The 22,065-nt window shown below is 46.1% G+C and carries 24 protein-coding genes and 2 pseudogenes; 20 read left to right on the top strand and 6 right to left on the bottom strand.

Annotated features, from left to right (window positions below; genetic code table 11):
- Nucleotides 1-6: 6 nt before the first annotated feature.
- The 11 genes and pseudogenes from H8S02_RS09945 to H8S02_RS09895 all read left to right on the top strand — a co-directional run bounded on the left by H8S02_RS09945 (nt 7) and on the right by H8S02_RS09895 (nt 8,749).
- On the top strand, nt 7-1,365 hold the full coding sequence (locus H8S02_RS09945) for an MATE family efflux transporter (protein ID WP_186970379.1): 1,359 nt from the start codon (nt 7-9) through the stop codon (nt 1,363-1,365).
- Nucleotides 1,366-1,368: 3 nt separating this feature from the next.
- Entirely contained in the window at nt 1,369-2,196 is an 828-nt protein-coding gene (locus H8S02_RS09940) for a MerR family transcriptional regulator (RefSeq protein WP_186970378.1), read from the top strand.
- 12 nt (nt 2,197-2,208) lie between these two features.
- A complete protein-coding gene (locus tag H8S02_RS09935; protein ID WP_186970466.1) occupies nt 2,209-2,541 on the top strand; it encodes a hypothetical protein in 333 nt (110 codons plus the stop codon).
- 397 nt (nt 2,542-2,938) lie between these two features.
- Nucleotides 2,939-4,279, top strand: coding sequence for an MATE family efflux transporter (locus H8S02_RS09930; RefSeq protein ID WP_186970377.1), 1,341 nt, complete (start codon nt 2,939-2,941; stop codon nt 4,277-4,279).
- 22 nt (nt 4,280-4,301) lie between these two features.
- Nucleotides 4,302-5,654 carry an MATE family efflux transporter gene (locus tag H8S02_RS09925; RefSeq protein WP_186970458.1) on the top strand — a complete coding sequence of 451 codons (1,353 nt, stop codon included), beginning with the start codon at nt 4,302-4,304 and terminating at the stop codon, nt 5,652-5,654.
- Nucleotides 5,651-5,788, top strand: coding sequence for a helix-turn-helix domain-containing protein (locus H8S02_RS09920; RefSeq protein WP_186970376.1), 138 nt, complete (start codon nt 5,651-5,653; stop codon nt 5,786-5,788). The genes H8S02_RS09925 and H8S02_RS09920 overlap by 4 nt, the downstream gene beginning before the upstream one ends.
- A 67-nt stretch (nt 5,789-5,855) precedes the next feature.
- Nucleotides 5,856-6,296: a GNAT family N-acetyltransferase gene (locus H8S02_RS09915; RefSeq protein ID WP_186970375.1), complete on the top strand. Its 441-nt coding sequence runs from the start codon at nt 5,856-5,858 to the stop codon at nt 6,294-6,296.
- Nucleotides 6,297-6,446: 150 nt separating this feature from the next.
- Entirely contained in the window at nt 6,447-6,713 is a 267-nt protein-coding gene (locus H8S02_RS09910; protein WP_186970374.1) for a hypothetical protein, read from the top strand.
- A 168-nt stretch (nt 6,714-6,881) separates the two neighbouring features.
- Nucleotides 6,882-7,277 (top strand): annotated as a pseudogene (locus H8S02_RS09905) (plasmid mobilization protein); the annotation flags it as partial.
- A gap of 269 nt (nt 7,278-7,546) precedes the next feature.
- Nucleotides 7,547-7,816 carry a hypothetical protein gene (locus H8S02_RS09900; RefSeq protein WP_118753577.1) on the top strand — a complete coding sequence of 90 codons (270 nt, stop codon included), beginning with the start codon at nt 7,547-7,549 and terminating at the stop codon, nt 7,814-7,816.
- Between the two features lie 132 nt (nt 7,817-7,948).
- The gene (locus tag H8S02_RS09895) at nt 7,949-8,749 is read left to right on the top strand and encodes a DUF4866 family protein (RefSeq protein ID WP_118760356.1); all 801 of its coding nucleotides are present in this window, start codon (nt 7,949-7,951) and stop codon (nt 8,747-8,749) included.
- A gap of 66 nt (nt 8,750-8,815) precedes the next feature.
- Here H8S02_RS09895 and H8S02_RS09890 read toward each other — a convergent pair whose 3' ends face one another.
- Nucleotides 8,816-10,144: a threonine/serine exporter family protein gene (locus H8S02_RS09890; protein WP_110436406.1), complete on the bottom strand. Its 1,329-nt coding sequence runs from the start codon at nt 10,142-10,144 to the stop codon at nt 8,816-8,818.
- Between the two features lie 512 nt (nt 10,145-10,656).
- Here H8S02_RS09890 and H8S02_RS09885 point away from each other — a divergent pair.
- The 9 genes from H8S02_RS09885 to H8S02_RS09845 all read left to right on the top strand — a co-directional run bounded on the left by H8S02_RS09885 (nt 10,657) and on the right by H8S02_RS09845 (nt 17,935).
- A complete protein-coding gene (locus tag H8S02_RS09885) occupies nt 10,657-11,016 on the top strand; it encodes an ArsR/SmtB family transcription factor (RefSeq protein WP_005330964.1) in 360 nt (119 codons plus the stop codon).
- Between the two features lie 278 nt (nt 11,017-11,294).
- Entirely contained in the window at nt 11,295-11,585 is a 291-nt protein-coding gene (locus tag H8S02_RS09880) for a DUF4491 family protein (protein ID WP_015552777.1), read from the top strand.
- Nucleotides 11,586-11,609: 24 nt separating this feature from the next.
- A complete protein-coding gene (locus tag H8S02_RS09875; RefSeq protein WP_186970373.1) occupies nt 11,610-11,816 on the top strand; it encodes a hypothetical protein in 207 nt (68 codons plus the stop codon).
- Between the two features lie 134 nt (nt 11,817-11,950).
- Nucleotides 11,951-14,305: a heavy metal translocating P-type ATPase gene (locus H8S02_RS09870; RefSeq protein ID WP_186970372.1), complete on the top strand. Its 2,355-nt coding sequence runs from the start codon at nt 11,951-11,953 to the stop codon at nt 14,303-14,305.
- Between the two features lie 16 nt (nt 14,306-14,321).
- Complete coding sequence (locus H8S02_RS09865) at nt 14,322-14,840, top strand: DUF6921 family protein (protein WP_186970371.1); 519 nt, start codon at nt 14,322-14,324, stop codon at nt 14,838-14,840.
- A 10-nt stretch (nt 14,841-14,850) separates the two neighbouring features.
- A complete protein-coding gene (locus tag H8S02_RS09860; protein WP_008703787.1) occupies nt 14,851-15,390 on the top strand; it encodes a hypothetical protein in 540 nt (179 codons plus the stop codon).
- The gene (locus H8S02_RS09855; protein ID WP_186970370.1) at nt 15,387-16,931 is read left to right on the top strand and encodes an FAD-dependent oxidoreductase; all 1,545 of its coding nucleotides are present in this window, start codon (nt 15,387-15,389) and stop codon (nt 16,929-16,931) included. The genes H8S02_RS09860 and H8S02_RS09855 overlap by 4 nt, the downstream gene beginning before the upstream one ends.
- Nucleotides 16,928-17,641, top strand: a complete 714-nt coding sequence (locus tag H8S02_RS09850; RefSeq protein ID WP_442865562.1) for a succinate dehydrogenase/fumarate reductase iron-sulfur subunit — start codon at nt 16,928-16,930, stop codon at nt 17,639-17,641. The genes H8S02_RS09855 and H8S02_RS09850 overlap by 4 nt, the downstream gene beginning before the upstream one ends.
- Before the next feature lie 42 nt (nt 17,642-17,683).
- A complete protein-coding gene (locus tag H8S02_RS09845; protein ID WP_118360377.1) occupies nt 17,684-17,935 on the top strand; it encodes an MptD family putative ECF transporter S component in 252 nt (83 codons plus the stop codon).
- A 186-nt stretch (nt 17,936-18,121) separates the two neighbouring features.
- Here H8S02_RS09845 and H8S02_RS09840 read toward each other — a convergent pair.
- The 5 genes and pseudogenes from H8S02_RS09840 to H8S02_RS09820 form a co-directional block, all read right to left on the bottom strand.
- A pseudogene (locus H8S02_RS09840) lies at nt 18,122-19,629 on the bottom strand (recombinase family protein).
- Between the two features lie 89 nt (nt 19,630-19,718).
- Entirely contained in the window at nt 19,719-19,895 is a 177-nt protein-coding gene (locus tag H8S02_RS09835; protein WP_165483719.1) for a hypothetical protein, read from the bottom strand.
- A gap of 133 nt (nt 19,896-20,028) precedes the next feature.
- The gene (locus tag H8S02_RS09830; protein ID WP_004064267.1) at nt 20,029-20,298 is read right to left on the bottom strand and encodes a hypothetical protein; all 270 of its coding nucleotides are present in this window, start codon (nt 20,296-20,298) and stop codon (nt 20,029-20,031) included.
- 442 nt (nt 20,299-20,740) lie between these two features.
- Nucleotides 20,741-21,163 (bottom strand): RNA polymerase sigma factor, encoded by a 423-nt coding sequence (locus tag H8S02_RS09825; RefSeq protein WP_186970369.1) that lies wholly within the window; start codon nt 21,161-21,163, stop codon nt 20,741-20,743.
- A gap of 440 nt (nt 21,164-21,603) precedes the next feature.
- On the bottom strand, nt 21,604-22,065 hold the full coding sequence (locus tag H8S02_RS09820; protein WP_186970368.1) for a hypothetical protein: 462 nt from the start codon (nt 22,063-22,065) through the stop codon (nt 21,604-21,606).

Genomic DNA, 22,065 nt, shown 5'->3' with positions numbered 1-22,065 from the left:
GGCAATATGGAAAAGAACCTTACTACCGGCAGTGTGTTCAAAAATGTTGTATTATTCTCATTGCCGTATCTGCTCTCGTATTTTCTTCAAACGCTCTATGGCATGGCTGACCTATTTATCATCGGACAGTTCGAGGGTGTAGCCAGTACTACCGCTGTTTCTATCGGCTCACAAGTGATGCACATGCTTACGGTTATGATTGTAGGGTTATCGATGGGAACAACCGTCAGCATCGGCCAGGCGGTGGGGGCAGGAGATCGAAAACAGGCAGCGCATAACATCGGGAATACGGTAATATTGTTTCTGGTGGTTTCCATTGCACTTACGGCCATCCTGTTATCCCTTGTTCATCCCATTGTCGTTGCCATGTCTACGCCAGCGGATGCGGTGAGCGGTACGGTCACCTATTTGACCATCTGCTTTATCGGGATTCCGTTTATTACATCCTACAACATTATCAGTTCTATTTTTCGAGGGTTGGGCGACAGCAAAAGCCCGATGTGCTTTATTGCCACAGCCTGTGCTGCCAACATCGCTTTAGACTATCTTTTTATGGGTGTGCTGCACCTTGGGCCTGCGGGCGCAGCCCTTGGTACAACTCTCTCTCAGGCAATCAGTGTAGTTGTTTCCCTGACCGTTATTTTGAAACGCAGGAGCATCGTTCTGAAAAAAAGCGACTTCAAGCCTTGCCGTGCGGTCATGGGGAAAATTTTGGGGATCGGCATCCCGATTGCGTTCCAGGACGGCCTGATTCAAGTTGCTTTTATTATTATCACGATTATTGCCAATCAGCGTGGACTGAATGACGCAGCGGCAGTCGGGATTGTGGAGAAAGTGATCAGTTTTCTCTTTTTGGTCCCCTCCTCTATGCTGTCTACCGTTTCTGCCTTGGGAGCGCAAAATATCGGTGCGGGCAAACCGGAGCGGGCCATTCAAACGCTGCGCTATGCGGTGATGCTCGCCGCAGGCTTTGGTGTGCTTGCTTCTATCGCGATCCAGTTTACAGCGGAAGGCATCGTTTCGCTGTTCACTGATCCCAGCACTGCGGACGGAGCGGCGGTGGTCCGTTTCGGCGGCCAGTATCTGCGTGGTTACATTTTTGACTGTATTTTTGCTGGCATTCATTTTAGCTTTAGCGGCTTTTTTTGCGCATGCAGGAAATCCGGCCTGTCGTTTTTACACAATATTCTCGCCATTGTATTGATGCGTGTGCCTGGCGTTTATGTGACCTCAAAATTATTCCCGGCAACGCTTCTCCCGATGGGACTGGCTACCGCGGCAGGCTCACTGCTATCGGTCGTGATCTGCCTAATCGCCTTTGGAGTCATACGGCGCAAATCAACGCTTGTTCTGGTGGAGGAGTAAGATATGGATCGGAAAAATCTCTTTCCAATAGGTGAAGTGTCAAAATTGTTTCATATCAGTGTTAGTAGTTTGCGGCACTATGAACATATCGGTTTGCTTACACCAGAATACATTTCCTCAGATTCTGGCTATCGTTACTATGGCACCGAACAATTTGAAGTACTCAACACAATCAGGTATTTGCGGGCATTGGATATGCCTTTGGCCGAGATTGAGGACTTTCTCAAAAATAAGGATATCAGCCGTATTGAAGAAAAGTTGTTACAGCAAAAGCATGCGGTCCTGAAAAAGCAACAAGAATTACAACGTATAGAACAAAAGATTAACCACCGCTTAAATTGGCTGCGAGACGCACAAAGTGTGCCTTTGGATACCGTTTCCTTAATAGAGCTTCCGTCCTGTCGCATTGTTTGGGTAGACGCTCCACTGAAAATAGATGGCTCTCTTGATATGGAAGTGCCGATTAGAAAGCTGGATCAATCTGATGCCGAAGCCGTTGTATTTCTTGGAAAGGTCGGACGTGGCATTTCCGCGGAACATTTGCAGCAATCAATAGTAAATCGTTATGACAGCATTTTTCTAATACTGGATCAAGAGGACATTTATACAGGTGAAACCATTACTCTTCCCAAAACACTTTGTGTACGGCTGCGTTTTCGAGGCAGTTATATAGAAGCTCCAGCGCACTATGAAAAGCTCCTTGACTACATCACAAAAGAACAGCTACAGATTGTTGGTTTTTCGCGAGAAATCACGCTCATAGACTATGGCATTACTAATGACAGTGAAAAATTTGTGACTGAAATATGTATTCCGGTCAAGTGCAGATAAGAAGGGCATAAAATGAGATTTGTTGTTAAAAAAGAAATTTTTGAAGAACTGCCGAGTGCCTGTTTTGGTGTTGTTATGGCAAAAGGCATTGATAATAATAACGCATACCCAGAGATTGAACAATTTTTAGATGAAAGTATCCAAGCTGCAATGCAGCGTTTTGAGGGAAGAAAAGTCAAGGAAGATCCGGATATTTTACCATATCGAGAAACATTCCGAGCCTTGAATATCCTATCCAATATCGTACTGAATGAATTGGACTGGTGGGTGGCCTCCCAATGGGAGAACATACCCATTCGCTACGAGTACAAAACCAGACAGAATTTCTCATGTGCCATAAAGTAACACAAAAACAACAGACAGCCGCCACAATTCCGTAATGATTGATGCTTGACAGACTCCTTCAAGTTCGCTATAATAATAGACGCAAAACTTTAGTGGACTTTTCCGGATTCGGTCATCTTTTTGCCACACAGCTATCTTGTGATAGTTGTGTGGCTTTTTTGTTGCCTGTATCTCGGAAGTATTAGCAGAATGGAGTACTATATCTGTATGGGAAAAAATTTTTTGTCTCTTATCAAGACGTGCCGTAGTGTACGGGCTTATAAATCGGAATCTGTCCCTTCCAAGGCTTTGGACGCTGTACTGGAAGCAGGGACTTATCCGGCCCAGGAAGCCGGTCAGCCCGCAGCACGCAAACAAAACTATATTGTTCGGACAATTTGTGGAGAGGAGGGAAAGCATGCAGACCAATAATAAAATGGCGGTCGCTCCTGTTGGAAAGCTCATCTGGCAAATGTCGATACCGCCGCTGATTTCCATGTTCCTGCAATATTCCTATAACCTGATAGACAGCGCGTTTGTGGCACGGTTGAGTGAGAATGCACTGATCGCTGTTTCTCTGGCATTCCCGATTACAACATTGATGAATGCAGCGTCTATCTGGATCGGTGTCGGCGTGAATGTGCTGATAGCAGGATATCTTGGACAGAAAAAGCAGGATGATGCAAATACAACCGTCACACATGGATTGTTGCTGGCCTTTGGAATTGGTGCTTTGCTCAATCTTCTGGCATTACTGATTATGAAACCCTATTTTCGGGCATTCACCAATAATGAAGAAATTTATCAGCTGAGCATCGCCTATATGAGTGTGTGCTCCTTCATGCAAATTCCCAATATGGTGCATATCGCCATCCAGAAGATGATACAGGCCACCGGGAACATGGTCGCTCCCATGTGGTTCCAGATTGCGGGCGTGGTCGTCAACTTCGTGCTCGACCCCATTCTGATTTTTGGTATTGGTGTTTTCCCAGCTATGGGCATCCGCGGCGCCGCGGTAGCTACCGTTGCAGGCTATCTGATATCCATGATTTTGGCATTTGCTTTACTGCTGGGCAAAAAGCAGAAAGTGCAGGTAAAAATCAAAGGCTTTCATTTGAAAAAGCAGATGATCCACCGTATTTTTGCCTTTGGCCTGCCATCTTTTATCATGAACGCCCTCAGTTCGTTTATGGTGACCTTTGTCAATCTGTTTTTGGTGGCGTATTCCGATACGGCGATCGCTTTCTTCGGCGCATATTTTAAGGTGCAGCAGCTGATTGTTATGACGGTAAACGGCTTGATCCAGGGCTGTTTGCCTATTATGCGGTTTAACTACGGCGCAGGCAACAGCGAAAGGCTGCATTCCGCTTTCCGATACGGAACCGCTTTGGTCACTGGTATGATGATACTGGGGACATTGGCCGTCATCCTTTTTCCAGCACAGATTTTGGGATTGTTTACGGCGTCGGAAGCCATGCGCTCCTTTGGAATATCCGCTATGCGGATGATGGCGGCAAGCTATCTGTTTTGCGGTCTCTCTACTATGATTTCCACCTATTTTCAGGCTACGGAAAAAGTAGGTTCCAGCATGGCAATCCAATTATGCAGGCAGATGCTTTTCCTTGTTCCCGCCTTATGGTGTCTGGACAAATTGTTCCATCTGAACGGAATCTGGCTTGCATTTCCGGTTGCCGAAACTGCCACTTTGCTCGTTGCTCTTGTGATGATGGCATGGCATCGCCGCAAAAATATCTCATAACGTGTTCCAGGGAGGAAAAATGATGAACGACACTTTCATGAAAGAGAAACCGGTATTACCGCTGATTTTATCCATGTCATTGCCTATGGTGTTATCCATGCTGGTCAATTCCCTCTACAACATTGTGGACAGTTTTTTCGTCGCGCAGATCAGCGAGGAGGCTATGACGGCATTATCGTTGGTTTACCCGGTTCAAAATTTTATCAATGCTGTTGGAATTGGATTTGGCGTTGGAATCAACGCCGTAATCGCCTTTCATTTGGGCGCTGGGGATCACAGAAAAGCGGATCAGGCAGCCACGCAGGGACTTGTGCTTGCCGTGATTCATGGCATTGTTATGACAGTCTGCTGTATTACAATCATGCCGGTTTTTCTGCGGATGTTCACTTCATCCGAAGCGGTCATTGAACTTGGCGTCCGCTATTCTGTTATTGCGTTCGCTTTTACACTCGTTGTTACCGTCAGCATGGCGTTTGAGAAATTGTTCCAGGCAGTAGGAAACATGAAAACGACCATGATAAGCCTGATGTGTGGGTGCATCACAAACATTGTCTTAGATCCCGTTCTGATTTTTGGCTATGGCCCATTCCCGGAAATGGGAATCAAAGGCGCTGCGCTGGCGACCGGCATCGGACAGGTTCTGACGCTGACGATTTACCTTGTAGTCTATCTTGTGCGGCCAATTCGCGTGCATATCCGCAGGCAGTACATTCTCCCCAGCAAAAAGATGGTAATAAAGCTGTACTCCATTGGCATTCCCGCAACCCTGAATCTCGCGCTTCCGTCTCTTTTGATTTCGGCGCTCAATGCGATTTTGGCGGCATATTCCGAAGTGTATATTCTGGTTTTGGGAATCTATTACAAATTGCAGACATTTGTCTATCTTCCAGCGAATGGCATTGTGCAGGGGATGCGCCCCCTGATCGGCTATAACTACGGCGCGGGGGAACACCAACGGGTCAGCCAGATCTTTAAGATCGTTTTGTGCATGAGTGGTATCATTATGGTGCTTGGGACAGTGATATGTTTGCTGATCCCCGGCCAGCTTATGGGGCTGTTTACCCACACAGAAGCGACGATTCAGGCCGGGGAAACCGCCTTACGCATCATCGGGGCCGGGTTTATCGTCTCGGCGGTTTCCGTTACATCTTCCGGCGCATTGGAGGGACTTGGGAAAGGAACTCCCTCCTTACTGATTTCCCTTTGCCGGTATGTAGTGGTCATCATCCCGGCTGCGTTTTTACTCAGCAGGTTTTTCGGAGCGGTTGGCGTCTGGAATGCGTTTTGGATCACGGAAGCGATTACTGCGATCATTTCCCTTGTCATTTACCGCAAGGCGATTGCAAAACCTGTGACGGCGGCCCGAAAGGAATGAACGCTGTCCTGCTCCACTACGCCGGATATATCCGCTCTTTCTCCAAGGTGAACGGACAGGTCAATGCCGAGGCAGAGGACTATGTGAAGCAGCAGCCAATCGCTGCACAGTTCAAGTTTCGCTATGACCGTTGAGCATAGACTTCACATTGTAAATGTGGTAAATTGGTTTTGATAAATTCCTGAACACATTGAGGCGGATATGAAGATATTAGAAGTGGCGGACAGGACGCCGGATTTAATAAATCAACTGTTGGAAGTATGGGAAAAGTCTGTAAGGGCTACCCACCTGTTTCTGTCAGATAGAGAAATCAAAAATATCAAAGAGTATGTCCCGCAGGCGTTGAATGGGATTGCACATTTGATGATTGCCGCAGGTGAAGCGGGCCGCGCCGTGGCCTTTATGGGGATTGAGGACGGCACGCTGGAGATGCTGTTTATCTCCCCGGAAGAGCGGGGAAAAGGGCTCGGCAAACGCCTAATCGAATATGGGATTGAAAGCTATTCTGTTGAACGGTTGGCGGTCAATGAGCAGAACCCGCAGGCTAAGGGATTTTATGAACACATGGGCTTCCATGTTTACAAGAGGACAGGCCTTGATGAACAGGGGAACCCCTATCCTCTGCTGTATATGAGCCTTTAAATAATCTATCAAAAGTGAATACCGGCCATCCATCGGCAGTCATCGAAAGCAGTAAGTCTTGAAAAAGATTTACTGCTTTTTTGTTGTCTGGCCCCGCTCCCGGCCATTTTGCCCCCTGCCGATTGTAGTTGTAAGTGAGGGCGGACTTTTTTGGCATTGGTGTTTGGCATTTTTGGCGTTTTATCCGTAGTGGAGAGCAAAGAGAAGAATCCCTGCTTCATTTGGCAAATTTCAAAAAATGGTGTTGTAGGGAGTGAACGAGGAAAATTGCCCGCCATCTCTCGCTGCAAACAGCGGGCAGAAATCATCTTCCCCGAATTGTTAGTAGTGCAGTGGGTAGAAAACCTAATGCCCAGAGTAACTTTGGTGAAAGCGGGCAGGAAAGCCCTTTTCGAGCGTTATATTAGCGGAAAATGAGAAACCCGATACACGCCGGAGTTTGCAGTCACGGAGAGCAAGATTCTACCACGGCGCCAAAATCCGCATATCTGCGGTTTTGCCCCCTTTGGTAAATCTTGTTGGGGAGTGCCTTCCCCAAACCCTGCTCATGCTCCCTGTCGGGCGAGAAAGGAGGTCAACGCTTGAAGAAAAAAATACAACACGCCCCACCGCTGCCATGTGGTCAAAACCCGCATGACCGAGGAAGAATACGGCGACTTTACCGAGCGGCTGAAACACTATGACATGAGCCAAGCCGAATTTATCCGGCAAGCCATTACACGGGCGACCATTCGCCCCATCGTTACCGTTTCCCCGGTCAATGATGAACTGTTGTCCGCCGTTGGCAGGCTGACCGCCGAATACGGAAAAATCGGTGGCAACCTCAATCAGATTGCCCGCGCCCTCAACGAGTACGGCACACCATACAACGCCCTGTCCGTTGAAGTCCGCGCCGCCATTTCTGACCTTGCTGCCTTGAAGTTTGAAGTCCTGCGAAAGGTAGGCGACGCTGTTGGCAACATTCAAGCATATCAGCTCTAAAAATGCCGACGATGAAGCCTTTGGACTAAAAAGTTCGAAAGTTTGCCGTGTTTGCAGGGTTTTCTGCATGATTATGATACAGAAAAGCTGGGCTGTATGCCAACGTGTGCCAAGCATATGCCAATCTGTGTCGAAGTCTGCAGAATGCCCCAAAAATCACACATTTGCAAAAGTTTTACCGCCGCATCAGAGTAATCTGGTGCGGCGGTTTTTGTGTTTATAACTGATTTTGGGTGCCGAAAAGTAATACGGGAAAGCGGGAAATCCCCATGCTGACAGAAGTGAGGGACACGCTGCTGGCGCTGTATGAAAGAAGAAATGATTTCAATGCAGATAATCAGATTGTCGTTGATGGCTATACGAATTTCGTCTTTCGTGATCTGTATGGTCGCGTTTACTCGAATCATCGCATCAACCGTCAGCTTAAAAGAATTACGGCGAAATACAATCAGGAGGAACACGCCGAGGCAGAACAAGAAGGCCGAGAGGAAAATCCCCTTTCCCCGATCACATGTCATATGTTACGGCATACATTATAGTTGGCCACAGGAGATGCGGGAGGTTTGACGGTTACGTGATAATTTGAAAAATACGATTGACATACGAGATAAACAGGGCTATGCTTGTATTGCAAAAAGCAAGCTCTTGACAGTGCATAAGGAGGAATTATCATGGCATCACTTTTTCCAAGAGAGGAACACGCCGAGGCACTGTTCCACAGAATTCTGAGCAATCCGGGTGCAGAGCAGCAGTTGTACGAAACCTTCTGCATGGAGCAGGAGAATGCATCGTTTGAGGATGGCGGCGGTGCAGAGTGCAGCTTTGCGAAAGCGCTTTTGCAGGCTTACGAGAACCGCGATATTTCCGCGCTGACGATTGCGCTATGCAATAACACGATGTTCGATCTGCTGCGCACAGCCTATCTTATTCCGTATCGCTTTCATGGCAAAAACGGCGGGAATCCCAGACTGCTGACCGATGCGAACGGTGAGGTGCGCGAGGAATACCGCAATGCCGTCTCGGCACGAGAGCTGCGCAAGTTCCACGATATTTACCGTCAGCACCTGTCTGTGCCGCGTGCGGCGCTCTACCTGGCCGATGGCAGTCATCTGCGCCACAAGTACACCAAGGACATGCAGGTGCGGGAGATGTATTCGCCGTCCCGCCGCGGCGTGCTGACGCTGTACGCGCTGCCGGATACGGTCGAGCAGGGTCTGACCGAAGCACAGGCGTACAACATCGTCTGGGACGCATTCAATGAAATCCAGCAGAAGTGTCCGACCGCGATGGTATTCTACGGTCAGGACACCGGCTACAAGTTGCAGAAAAGCCATGATGAACTGGGCGTTCTGCTGCCGCTTAAGGAGTTTGAACATAACATCCTGCACCATCTCGAGCAGGTGGACGGCATTGTGCTGCGCTGTCGTGAGGAGATGATCCATCAGGCTGGCAAGGACTCGCTGCCGCTGTAAAAAGCATAACAAAACCGCTGCTATGAGAAAAACTCACAGCAGCGGTTTTGGCTTGTCTGCAGAAAATCAGGTGCAGTAACGGAACATCTTATCCGTCATAATGCGGGCGAAGATCAGTCCGAGCGGAAGCGCGAGAATGATCAATGTGGCAGACGCGAACCACGAAGCGGAAATGCTCAGGTTCATCATACCGAGATTGTAAATTGCGCGGTAGAGATACAGGCCGGGCACCATAATCACAATAGACGGCACTGTAATCGCGATGCGCGGAAAACCGGAGTGCTTTTTGTACGCAGAAGCCAGCAGTCCGGCGATCATGGCCGCGAAAAATGCGGCAGCCGCAGGCGGCAAAGATGCAAGGTCAACCAGCTCCAGACGCAGCGTGTTGGATATTGCGCCGATAACCGCGGCGGACATCGCCAGTGGTACCGGGCTGTTGAACATGATCGAAAAGCCGAACACACCGCAGAAGCTGGTGAGCAGGCGGAATACGATATACTGCAGCATGCTGAGGTTCAGCGGCAGAAAATCTACCGGTTTGAGGTGCAGCGCGAGCGCCATCAGCCATGCGGCCATCGTGGCAATCAATACGATCATTACCGCGTAGCTGAGCCGTTCGAGACCTGACCGCATATCCAGCTTGGCCATGTCAATGCCGCTGGTGATGAACGGAAATCCGGGAATGATGAACAGCATGGAGCAGATGTAGCCGGCTTCGTGCTGGACATTGATGCCGCAGGTCATCTCGGCAATCTTGAGACAGCCCGCGTACACCAGACAGGCTGCTGCGACCGAAACAGTCGTGCAGAGCACAAGCGTCAGATGGTGCTTAGACAGCTTGCAGCGCACGGCGTTGCCGATACCCGCGCCAAAGAATGCGAGTATCATCTCGACCCAGCCGCCGCCGAGCAGAAACGTAAATGCACCGCAGGCGAGGGCAGCCGCCAGACCGAGCATCAGTGGCGAATACAGTCCGTGCACCTGCTCGATTTCGTCAAGATGGGTGTGCAGCTGCTCGCCGGTCATACGGGAGCAGATGTCGGCAAACTCAGCGACGAACTGCTCGAGTCGGTTGAGCTTTGAGGTGTTGACGCCTGTGCTGGTCAGCGTGAGCGTTTGCGAAAATGCCTGTTCACCGTCAAAGCAGGTGTATTCAATCGAGGTCAGGCCAATGTCGGCTGCACAGACCAGCCCCAGCTCCTCCGCGAGCGTGTTCATCGAACTGCGGACACGCCATGCACCGGTGCCGCATGAGAGCAGCATCAAGCCGGTGCGGCCGATGACGGAGGCCTTCTCGCGCAAGGGCGCGGCAGAGATCGGTAGAGTAGCATCATGTGATGTGTAATCGTGCCACGCAATGTGCATGTGGTTGGGGCGAAAAGCAGTTTGCGGCATAGTAATACACTTCCTTATATGGCTGTATTGTAGCCGTTCTGTGCAGTAAAGTCAATAGATGAATGTAGAAAACGTCTGTTCAATTATTTGTAAAAGTAAATTCCTGTTGGGTGTGGAATTTAGCCTTACAAACTTATTCGCTGTTCACCTGTAGTGGTAAAAATCACATATTTTGCAGAGTCGCCGTATTCTGAGCACTTTGCCTGTGAAGCTTTCAGCAGTTTTGCTTTTTCAACTTCTTTATTAATCTCATATATCTGCTTCTTGGCCAGTTTGGGATTAAAAGTAACAATCCTTTTTTCTGTTATCTTGAACTTTTTAATTTTTCCTGTTTTGGAGTCCTTGAATTTATATTCAAACTCATCTACACATTCTTTGATGCGGTATAAAAGTATTAAGCAGTTAAAAACAAAAATCCAAGAAGATATTTACTAATCTTATTGACATAGAAAAATAAATGAATATAATCATAGTTGAACAACTATTCAACTAAAATTATACGAGGTAAGTGTATGCCTAAAACGTCTTATATTTGTAATTGCGATGTAATTCATGAGGATATTGTGAATGATGTGAAATCCAAGATGCAACCCAAAGATGATTATATCCAGTTGGCATCTTTATTTAAGCTATTTGGAGATGGTACCAGAGTACAAATCTTACACGCTCTGGAACAGAGTGAGATGTGTGTATGTGATCTTGCTGTGCTACTGGGGGTAACGAAATCCGCAATCTCACACCAGTTAAAGGCATTGCGTCTTGCGAATCTGGTAAAATTCCGTAAAGAAGCACAGATAGTTTACTACTCGCTGGCAGATGATCATGTGAAAGAGATTATTGACAAGGGATTTGAGCATCTTTGGCAGAAATAATATTTTTTAATATTATAGTTGAGTAATTGAACAATTAAACAAATTATAGAGTAGGGATGCGCTGATTGCTGCAGGTTATGATCCGTATAAAAAATGCAATCCATAAAAATGTGTCAGATATTTAAAAAATATGGAAGAGGAAGGCTGTAGTTCTATATTGCAATACTTCTTCTTTGCGCATATTGGATATGTTGTTGAGGGCGACTGTTGCACGCAGAAGATAAGTTGCGCCGGTCTGCGATAATGTGCTGTTTGTATAAGGAAAAGGACAAGGAGTTATGATGAATTTTAGTGGTATATTGATTGGTGTGCTTACCTTTTTTCTGATTGGATTGTTCCATCCTATTGTTATATATGCGGAGTATTACTTTGGAAGCCGCTGTTGGCCGGTATTTTTGCTGGTGGGCATTTTGTGTATGATTCTATCCGTAAGAATGCAGGAAATACTTTGGTCGGTTTCCCTGGGTGTTTTGGGTGTCAGTTGCTTTTGGAGCATTAAGGAACTGAAAGAACAGGAAAAAAGAGTGGCAAAAGGATGGTTCCCGAAGCGGAAGGTGGATAAGCACTAAAGAAGAAAGCGGGGAGATGAGAAGATGGCGGTATGGAGATTACAGGTGAATACTGGAGGAGCGAACGTTGCGGATTATTGCTTGCAAAACCATGTTGCAGCACTTGGGGGCTGGCAAGGTACTTGCTATGGAGCGTTTATCAAGGCAATCTTACACGTTTCTGACGAGCTGATTGAAAAAATCTATATCGACTTCTTCAACAGACTGCCAGAATTCATGCGAACGCCCTAAGTGAAGACTTCCGGGTGGCGTAAGTGGTATTTTTAGGATCTGAAATATAGAGTTTTCAAGGTACAAATCCCACTATTTATGTGGGAAGTTTAAGTGAGTGATTGAACAATTAAACAAATTATAAGGAGATTATCATGAAACGCATATTTCTATTAAAAGGGTTGGACTGTCCAAATTGTTCCGCAAAAATTGAAAAAGAAGTCGGAGAATTGGATGGAGTACAATCCTCAGTTGTAAATTTGATGAAGCAGACGCTTACAATCAATGTTGCTCCAGTTGCCGCAAATACAATAGCCAGTCAGATTGAAACGATTGTCCACAGCCATGAGCCGGGTGTGGAGGTTCAGGAAGAAACAATTATCCCCGTTACAAAGAGTTATTTGTTAAAGGGCTTGGACTGTCCGAACTGCTCCGCAAAAATTGAAAAAGAAGTCGGAGAATTGGATGGAGTACAATCCTCAGTTGTAAATTTGATGAAGCAGACGCTTACAATCAATGTTGCTCCAGTTGCCGCAAATACAATAGCCAGTCAGATTGAAACGATTGTTCATAGTCATGAGCCCGATGTGGAAGTTTCTGAAATTGTACAGGAATCTTATATACCGGAAAAAAAGCAGGAGGCCAATGAATCCTATAACAATGAGGACAAGAAGTTGACGATTCGTTTAGCGATTGGCGCAGCAATCTATGCTATTGGTATGGCATTGACTGTTTTTGCGAAAATGCCACTGCCTATCGAGTTAGCTTTTCTCATTGTTTCTTATGTTATTCTTGGTGGAGATGTTGTATGGCAAGCTGTGAGGAATATTTCAAAGGGACGTGTGTTTGATGAACATTTCCTAATGAGCGTTTCTACGATTGGTGCTTTTGTCATTGGTGAATATCCGGAAGCAGTTGCTGTTATGCTGTTCTATCAAGTTGGTGAATTTTTCCAGTCATTGGCTGTTAAGCGTTCCAGAAAATCTATATCAGATTTAATGGATATACGTCCGGATTGTGCTACAGTCAGAAGGAACGGAGAATTGATTACCATATCTCCTGAAAGTGTTGCCATTGGTGAGATTATTATTGTAAAGCCTGGTGAAAAAATCCCATTAGACGGTGTGGTATTGGATGGAGATTCTATGCTGGATACAAGCGCCTTAACAGGAGAATCAGTTCCGAGAAGTGTTCATAAAGGAGACGAAGCACTTTCCGGTTGTATGAATCAGACGGGTGTCTTAACGATTAAGACAACAAAAGCATTTGGTGAATCTACGGCTTCAAAGATTATTGATCTTGTGGAGAATGCGTCCAGTAGAAAAGCACCAACAGAAAATTTCATTACTACATTTGCACGTTATTACACACCTGTGGTTGTAATCTTAGCAGCTTTTCTGGCGATTCTGCCACCGATCATTCTTGGCGGAGGCTGGACAGAGTGGATTCGCAGAGGATTTGTTTTCCTTGTGGTATCTTGCCCATGTGCATTGGTCATTTCAATCCCGCTGACTTTCTTTGGAGGCATTGGTGCGGCATCTAAACGAGGTGTTCTTGTAAAAGGAAGTAATTATTTAGAGGCGCTTAATAATATCAGCATTATTGTGTTCGATAAAACTGGAACACTTACAAAGGGTGTTTTCAATGTGACTGATATTCTGCCTGCAAATGGATTTTCAAAAGAACAGGTTCTGGAGTATGCGGCCCAGGCAGAGAGCTTTTCTAACCATCCTATTGCAAAATCCATTCTCTCTGCTTATGGAAAAGAAATTGACCAATCAGTTAGCTCTGATTACAAGGAAATTTCCGGATATGGAATCAGTGCCATGGCAGGAAAGAAGAAAGTTTATGCTGGCAATACGAAACTTATGGATTCAGAGCATGTGGAGTACACAGCCTGTGAAAAAGTTGGTACAAAGGTTTATATAGCAGTAGATGGTCAATATGCCGGATGCATTTTGATAACAGATGAAGTAAAGCCGGACAGCAAAAAAGCAATTTCTGACCTGAAACATATCGGCGTGGAAAAAACAGTCATGCTTACCGGTGATGATGAAAAAATTGGGAAGTCTGTTGCAGAAGAATTGCAGTTGGATGAATATTATGCACAGCTGCTTCCTGACCAAAAAGTGGAAAAGGTTGAGCTTTTAGATGGTAAAAAGAGACCGGGAAGCAAATTGGCTTTTGTTGGTGATGGTATCAATGACGCTCCTGTCCTTGCCCGTGCAGATGTTGGTATTGCAATGGGTGGGCTTGGTTCGGATGCGGCCATTGAAGCAGCAGATGTAGTTCTGATGACAGATGAACCGTCTAAGCTGGTGGACGCGATTGAAGTAGCAAAAGCGACAAAACAGATTGTCATGCAGAATATAGTGATTGCTCTTGGGATTAAGAGTGTGTTCCTGATTCTTGGCGCTCTTGGTATTGCGGGAATGTGGGAAGCTGTATTTGGTGATGTAGGCGTTACCATAATTGCTGTTTTGAACGCAATGAGAATTTTGAAAAAATAGGAAATGAGGTGGGAATGTGAAACGAAAACTGATTCTGTTAGCAGTTACAATTGTTTTTCTTGCAGGTTTCGGTGCACTTTTGCACTCACCGCTCTCTATGATTGATGCAATCACAGGAGCAACACCGAAAGCAAAAAAAGCTGCCCAAGCCTCCGCACAGTTGGAAGGCTCTTATGTTCTCGGTATTAATATGATGTCAGATGGTCTCGACAACGAGAACACCCGGAATAAATTAAAAGAATTGGCACTGGACGATTCGGAAACAAATGAAACAGATCTCATGAAAACGGACATTAGTTTTCGGTTATATGTATCTGAGACGGATTATCCGCTTGTCAGTTATGCTAAGAAACTCTGTGACAGGTTGAAACAGGCCGGTTTCTCCGTAGATCTGAAAGAGTACAGTAACACAATGATGCTATCAAGAGTGGTAAGTGGAAAGTATGATGTATTCCTGGCATCGGATGATTTTATTGACGTTACAACGCTAACACAGATGGACTATATGATCATGGACAGCGAAGAAATGAGGTGAGCGGGAATTTATGAGAAAATGGAATACGATTTTGTCTGTTTTAATGCTTCTCATTTTTATGATTCATGGAATCATGGGCAGCTTTATGCTGAACGGAGTTGGAAGTAGCGCAGGGAAACTTCTTGCATGGATTGGTGTTGGTATTCTTGTTGTGCATACGGTGATTGGTGTCATCCTGACAGTTCAGAGTTTACAGACAGCGAAGCAATCCGGAAAAATGTATCTGAAACAGAACGCCATATTCTGGGCGAGACGAGCCAGTGGGCTGGCAATATTGATCCTGCTGTTCTTCCACATCGGCTTGTTTGGAAAAGTGCAGAACGGAACATATATTCTGTTCCCTTTTACAACTGTAAAGATGGTAACTCAGCTTTTGTTCGTAGCGGCAATCTTTGTTCATATTTTTATCAATATCCGCCCATTGCTCGTATCGCTGGGAATCATCAGTTATAAAGAACGAAGGGGGGATATTTATTTGATTCTTTCGGTGCTCCTTCTGTTTATAGCGGGCGCAGTTATTTTCTATTATATTGGGTGGCAATATCTATGAGTAAGACAATTATTATTATAGGTGCTGGACTGGCAGGACTTTCAGCGGCTTTGCAGGCAGCGGAAAATGGATGCGATGTAAAACTGGTTTCCTCCTTTCCATCAGAGCGGGCGCAGTCTGTTATGGCGGAGGGCGGTATCAACGCAGCTTTGAATACAAAAGATGAAAACGACAGTCCCGAAGAACATTTCACAGATACAATAAAGGCGGCTTGCGGTCTGGCAGACCCAAATGCAGTTTGGGGAATGACACAGGCAGCACCGGAGCTGGTGCACTGGCTGTTAAAACTTGGAGTTCAATTTAACATGAGCGGCTATGATGATGTGGAACTGCGGAATTTTGGCGGGCAGAAAAAGAAAAGGACTGCTTTTGCGCAGAGCGATACCGGGAAGCAGATCATGACAGCTATGATAGACGCTGTTCGCAGGAAAGAAGCATCTGGTATGGTAGAACGGTTCAGCCATCATTCTTTCCTAACACTTCGTCTTTGTGACAATATTTGTTGTGGCTGCGTAATCAGGGATGAATACAGTCAGGAGACTGTGGAATTACCGGGGGATGCGGTTATTGTTGCCACCGGTGGTATGCACGGATTGTTTGGAAATACAACGGGTTCGCTGAGTAATACAGGAGAAGTCACCGCAGAATTGTTCAGGCTTGGTGTTCCTCTGGCAAATGGCGAGATGATCCAGTATCATCCGACAACTGTGAAATGTGGTGGAAAACGCATGCTCATCAGCGAGGCGGCCAGAGGGGAAGGTGGCAGGTTGTTTGCTATGAAAGATGGAAAACAATGGTATTTCATGGAGGAAAAATACCCGGAGCTTGGAAATCTGATGCCACGAGATATTACCGCCAGAGAGATATGGAAGGTCAGCCATGAATCAGAGGTATTTCTTGACATGACGGAAATATCGGACGAGATTATTTCAAATAAGCTATCTGGTCTGGCAGACGATTGTATGACCTATCTGCATAAAGATATACGAAAGGAACCGGTGTCTGTTTTACCGGGAATTCACTATTTTATGGGAGGCATTCTGGTGGATGAGCAGCACAGAACGCCGATTCAGAATCTTTACGCTGCCGGGGAATGCTGTGCCCAATATCATGGTGCCAACCGTCTTGGTGGAAATTCTCTGTTAGGAGCGTTATACGGAGGACGTGTTGCGGCAAAATCAGCATGCGAACAGGCAGATGTAGTAGATCTATCTTGTGCGACACAGATAGATTTTCCACCAGCGTCCCAAATTTCAGAAATAAAGCAATTAAACAAAGTGATGCAGGAGACTATGGGCGTTGTCAGAAATGAGAATACGTTGTTAAATGGGATTCAAACGGTACAAGCGCTGACAGGAAATCTTCCATTGCTTGGCATGGCAGTTCTAAAGAGTGCTCTTGCAAGAAAAGAAAGCCGTGGTGCACACTGGCGGGAGGATTATCCGAAGAGCAATGACGATGATTACCTTAAAACAACGGTAGCCAGATTTGATGGAAAGCAGATACAGATTTCCTTTGTACCTGTTCCAGAAAGGCGGTGATTCACTTGGTATATAAAATAAGAATCAGGCGGCAGGAGAGTCAGAAAGCAGACAGTTATTGGCAGGAATTTGAGTTTGACGGAAGCAGAAACAGCTCTGTTGCTACTGTTCTAAAGGAATTGAACAGTAGAACCCCTTTGAAAGATAACTCAGGGAATATAGTTACTCCCATCAGCTGGGAATGTAGCTGTATGGTGCGAAAATGTGGGGCTTGCGCCATGCTGATTAACGAACGTCCGAGGCTGGCATGCTCTACATTCCTACATACGTTAAAAGGTTCTACAATTACCTTGGAACCTTTAAGCAAATTTCCGCTTGTAAGAGATTTGATCGTTGACCGGTCAAATCTGTTTGAAAATTTGAAAAAACTGAACCTTTGGCTTGAAAGTGAAGCTTATATGAGTTCGTGGACACATGAACCGAGATACCAGTCGGCACGCTGTCTGATGTGCGGGTGCTGCCTTGAGGTTTGTCCAAACTTTTCTTCAAAGGGTACTTTTGCTGGAGCGGTTGCAGCGGTCAACGCTTTTCGGATTCTGAATGAAGAACAGGAAATAAGCCATCGAAACGATGTTTCAACTCAATATAAGGAAAATTATTTTGAGGGATGCGGGAAATCATTAGCTTGCCATAACATTTGCCCGATTGGTCTACCTGTCGAAGAATTGATCGTGAGGTCAAATTCGGTAGCTATTTGGGGAAGACAGTGAGTATCAAAATGCTGATTAAAAAAACATGATTAACCTACATCTATGGTTTTACCAAAAATAGAGACATATCCTTTGTTTCGGTGTGTTAGCGGTTTTATTATGGACTGGATTCCGTATATGTATACTGTGGCAAAGATACCAAAAACAGGAGTAGTTCTTGTAATGAACCTGTTTGTTGCAGTCGCTTTTCTGGCTTTTGGGGAACTTGCAAATCTGCTGCTTGTCAGTTTGAGTGTTTGCTCTATTTTAGGGGGAATTGTTCGGAAATGGGTCGAATATAAGAATTATAAGTAATCAGCGATTTTGGGAAAAGCAGGCTGAGGCGTTCGGGAAGCGGTTTTTGAATTTTGAGCGAATGGGTACAGTTGAAATTTCAAGTAGCAGAGCGCCGAAAAAGTGGTATAATGAACGAGTAAAACATCGGTGTACAAGGGGTACAAACAAGATAAAATAGAAATGAGGGGCGATAGAGCGGAAATGTCAGATTTTCCACTCTATCTGAACACGGTCGCTGGTGGCCTTGATCGTAGAGATCAAACCATCGGCGGCTTTTCTTTTGTCGTCAAAATCTATGCTGTCCCAGTTGTCGAGATAATAGGATAACTTCTTTATCTGCTGGGGCGATATGGTTTCAACACTCAATTCGGCGATTGCCTTTGAAATGGTCTGGCGTCGGGTGTCCAGTTCTTCAATTTTTTTGTTAGCGTAGGCAAGCAAGGTCGCATTGGCTCCGGTCAGCGTGTCCAGCAGCTTTTCAATTTCTGCCTCCACCTGTGCCAGCTCCACTTGATAGGCTGTCAGTTTCGGATTGACTTTTTCCTCCCTGCCGTGGAGTATCTGAAAGTCTTTGAATTTCTCCTGCATGGCCGAGAAAATGAATTGCTCAAATTCTTCTTTGCGGATTTTCCCACAGCCCGGACAACCTTTGTTTTCCGTCCGTTTGGTACAGCGGAAATACCCGGTGCTGTTTGGCACATGGGTGGCTTTCAGCGCATACCCACAATGACCGCATTTGATTTTTCCGGCCAGCCAAGTGTTCTTCGGTTTCCGTCCCTGCTGGAAGGTGGTATTTGCCATAAGTTTTTCCGGCATTTCAGCCATGTGTCAGAGGAAATGAGTGCTTCATGGGGAGCAATAACAAGTATCTGGTCTTTTAAGCACCTGTCCTTGTCCTCCTTCACATCCCGCCCCTGATAGAGATAGCAGCCGTTTGTTCCGGCAAAGTCAGAAGCGTCATTGACAATCGCTGCACCCTGACTCTTGAAAAATTCGTACAGCTCCAAGTCGGCCTGTGCATAAACGGGGTTTCGCAAAAGCTGGGAAAGAAAACTCCGAACCATTGACTTCTCGTAAATCTTGATACCCTGTTCCTCGAAGTATCGGGTAATATCTCCGAAGGAGGTTTCCGGTTCAGCGTACATTTCAAACATCAGCCGTACATGGTCGGCGGCTATGGGGTCGGCAACCATTTTCTTTGTACGGATACCCTCTACCACAGTAGGCTCTAACTGATAACCGTATGGTGCCTGTCCGCTCATGTGGAAACCTTTCAGACACCGGGAATAGTAGGCGTCTGTGACACGCTTCTGAATTGTCTCCCGTTCAAGCTGGGCGAATACAATGCAGATATTCAGCATGGCCCGGCCCATCGGGGTCGAAGTATCAAACTTTTCTGTGGATGATACAAACTCCACATCATACTCTTGAAACAGCTCCATCATCGTTGCAAAGTCCAGAATAGAGCGGCTTATACGGTCCAGTTTATACACGATGACCCGCCTGACCTTTCCCTTGCGGATCTCGCCCAACAGCTTTTGAAACTCCGGCCTATCCGTATTTTTACCGGAATAGCCTTTGTCCTTGAATACCCGGCAGCTCCCACCTTTCAATTCATACTTGCAAAAGTCAATCTGACTTTCAATGCTGATACTGTCCTTGCGGTCTACTGACTGTCTTGCGTAAATACAATCTTCTCTGATAAATTCCATATTGGGCTCCTTTCCTTGTTGGAATGGAGCTACCAACCTTACAACTATATTATACCATCAGCAGCCCCGGACAACAATGTTGCGAATGATTAGGGAAATCTGTCCCCATATTTTCTGAACACCTCATAAAGACAACGCTCAATTTCTTTTTTGCGCTGTGCTTTCTCCTTCGGGGGAAGTACCGGCGTGAGGCTTTCCAGCACAATGATCTTCCCTTGAAATGCGACAGACTTTGTTTCTCGTTCATAAGTGACAGCTTGCGTCATTGAAAACCTCCTTTGCGAAAGTGCGTGTATATGCCTGCCTTTCCCGCTTGTCCTGTGGGGAAATGTCAAAAGGCGACACCCAGCAGGTGCCGCCCTTTGAGCTTTCTCCACTTCGGGTCGATATGGCCCGAGGTCAGTAAGGACTGGAATGGTACTTTTCTTTGGCGTCCTCCACGCTGTTGAGGTCAAATACTTCATAAAGCTGCCCCACAACACGCCGTATATCCTTCTTTGAAAATCCGCAGTCCTCCATTGCCATAATGACATAACCGCGGCAGGCGTCATTGCTCCATTCGTCCGTTTCCAAGCCGGGGATCATTCCAAACGCATTTCCCATAAAATGCTCCTTTTTTGAAAAGATGGGGAGCCACGCCGGATCGGTTGGCCTATCATCAGACAGCATTGCCGGGGACTCCCCATAGGTTTTCACTTCATTTCAGACACATCGGACGGACATAGGCTTCATGCCCCATAGTATTTCAACTCTCCCCATTCTGATGGCAAGGCGTTCTCATTGCCTGCGACGGCTCACGGCTTGCAAGGCCGCTTCAACGCTCGGACTGTGACTAAACGCAAGTATCCGGGTTCTGCGCCTGTTCCGGTGGAGCCAGCCTTGCCCCCACCTATGGCATGAACCTGTTCGCTCGCTCAGTTTTACAAAGACTGTATTCTCTGAAATCCGAGGTCATGGCGGGTCTGTCACACAGCGCGTTCCCCTTCGTATCCGGGTGTCTTTTTATTCAATTTTCAATCTGCATGAGGCTTGTCTGAACCTCGGGTCATTGTGACCCGAAGTGTTTTACCTCTCATAAGCCATTTCATTTTCCGGCCTAAATCGGTACACCTTACAAAGAATTTTTCAAAATTTTTTCTAAGCGCCGCAGACCTCGCTCGATTGCGACACGAACCACTTTTTCATGGACGCCCTCTGCCCGGGCAATATCCTGTTTGGTCATGCCGAGAATGAAATGAGCGTAAATCCGTTTTGCCTGTTTGTTCGGCAGACTGCCAATCGCTGCATGAAGCTCCTGCATGGTCACTTTCCGCTCATACAGTTCATGGGGAGATAAGGCGACAAAGAGAGCTTCATGCTCCAGCCCGTCATCCCGATCAAGGGAATAGTAGGCTTTGTGGCGGTATGTACGCAGCCGGTACGCAGCCTCTTTACGATCAAACTCTTTGAACATTTCTGCAACTTCTTCCGATACTTCCATGAAGCAATCCGATGTATAGAATGGGTAATAGTCCCGCAAATTGATAATAGCCATATTGACCTCCGTTTCGGTTGTTGGTTGACGAGTGACCGAAACGAAGGCGGCGGGGAGCGGCACCGGGGAATGGCTTCGGGCCAACATGACCCGAAGCAGCCCCATAAGAACGCAAAAGCGCCCGGGCGGCATGAAGCCACACGGACGCATGAAATTACATATTCATTTATGTGTTGTCTAATTTCACATTCATAACCAGACTGTCCCGGAGGGGGAGCTACGCTTTTTTTAACTGGTGCAGATCATGGATACTGCGAAATAAAAAGAAGGACACGGTAAATCAACCTCCAATCGGCTACCGTGTCCCTGCAAGTCGTCATTGGTTTGTGCAAACGCAAAGAAACGGCGGCTCTGAAAATCAAAGCCGCCGTTTCAAATGGGCGTGTCAAATTGTCTGCTCTACGACGGCTTTTTTTCTTTTGCCGTCGTCCGGCAGAATGTTATTCAATATTTAATTCAATGCTTCCTGTGAAACTCTCGCATTCAATTCCGATATAATTTCCACCATCAGGAAGTGTAATTGTGTCACTATAAGTTCCGGTTGCTTCAATCAACGTGACTGCTTCATCAGATCCAGAAATCCAAAATACTTTTGCAGTACCTTCCGTAACCTCCAAAGTGCAGTCAATAGACAGTTCCTTACCGGCTTCTCTTTTTATGGAAGTTCCTCCGAACAAATACTCTGTATCTGAAAAATCCTCATAATCAGCCGTATAAGTTCCCGTATAATCATCGATCCCTTTTTCTTTTGTTCCTTCCAAAGATGACTTTCCTGTAAGCTCTATGGCTCCAGCCGACTGAACGATATTATTATAATGATCGAGAATTTCATCTTTTGAACAGCCAGAAAGCATAAAACTTCCTAAAAGAACGAATGTTAATGCTAAAACTATTTTCTTCAT

It is taken from the genome of Agathobaculum hominis (assembly GCF_014288055.1).
Classification (GTDB): domain Bacteria; phylum Bacillota; class Clostridia; order Oscillospirales; family Butyricicoccaceae; genus Agathobaculum; species Agathobaculum hominis.
The sequence above is the reverse complement of the archived record's forward strand: the minus strand, read 5'-3'. Positions and strand labels throughout refer to the sequence as shown.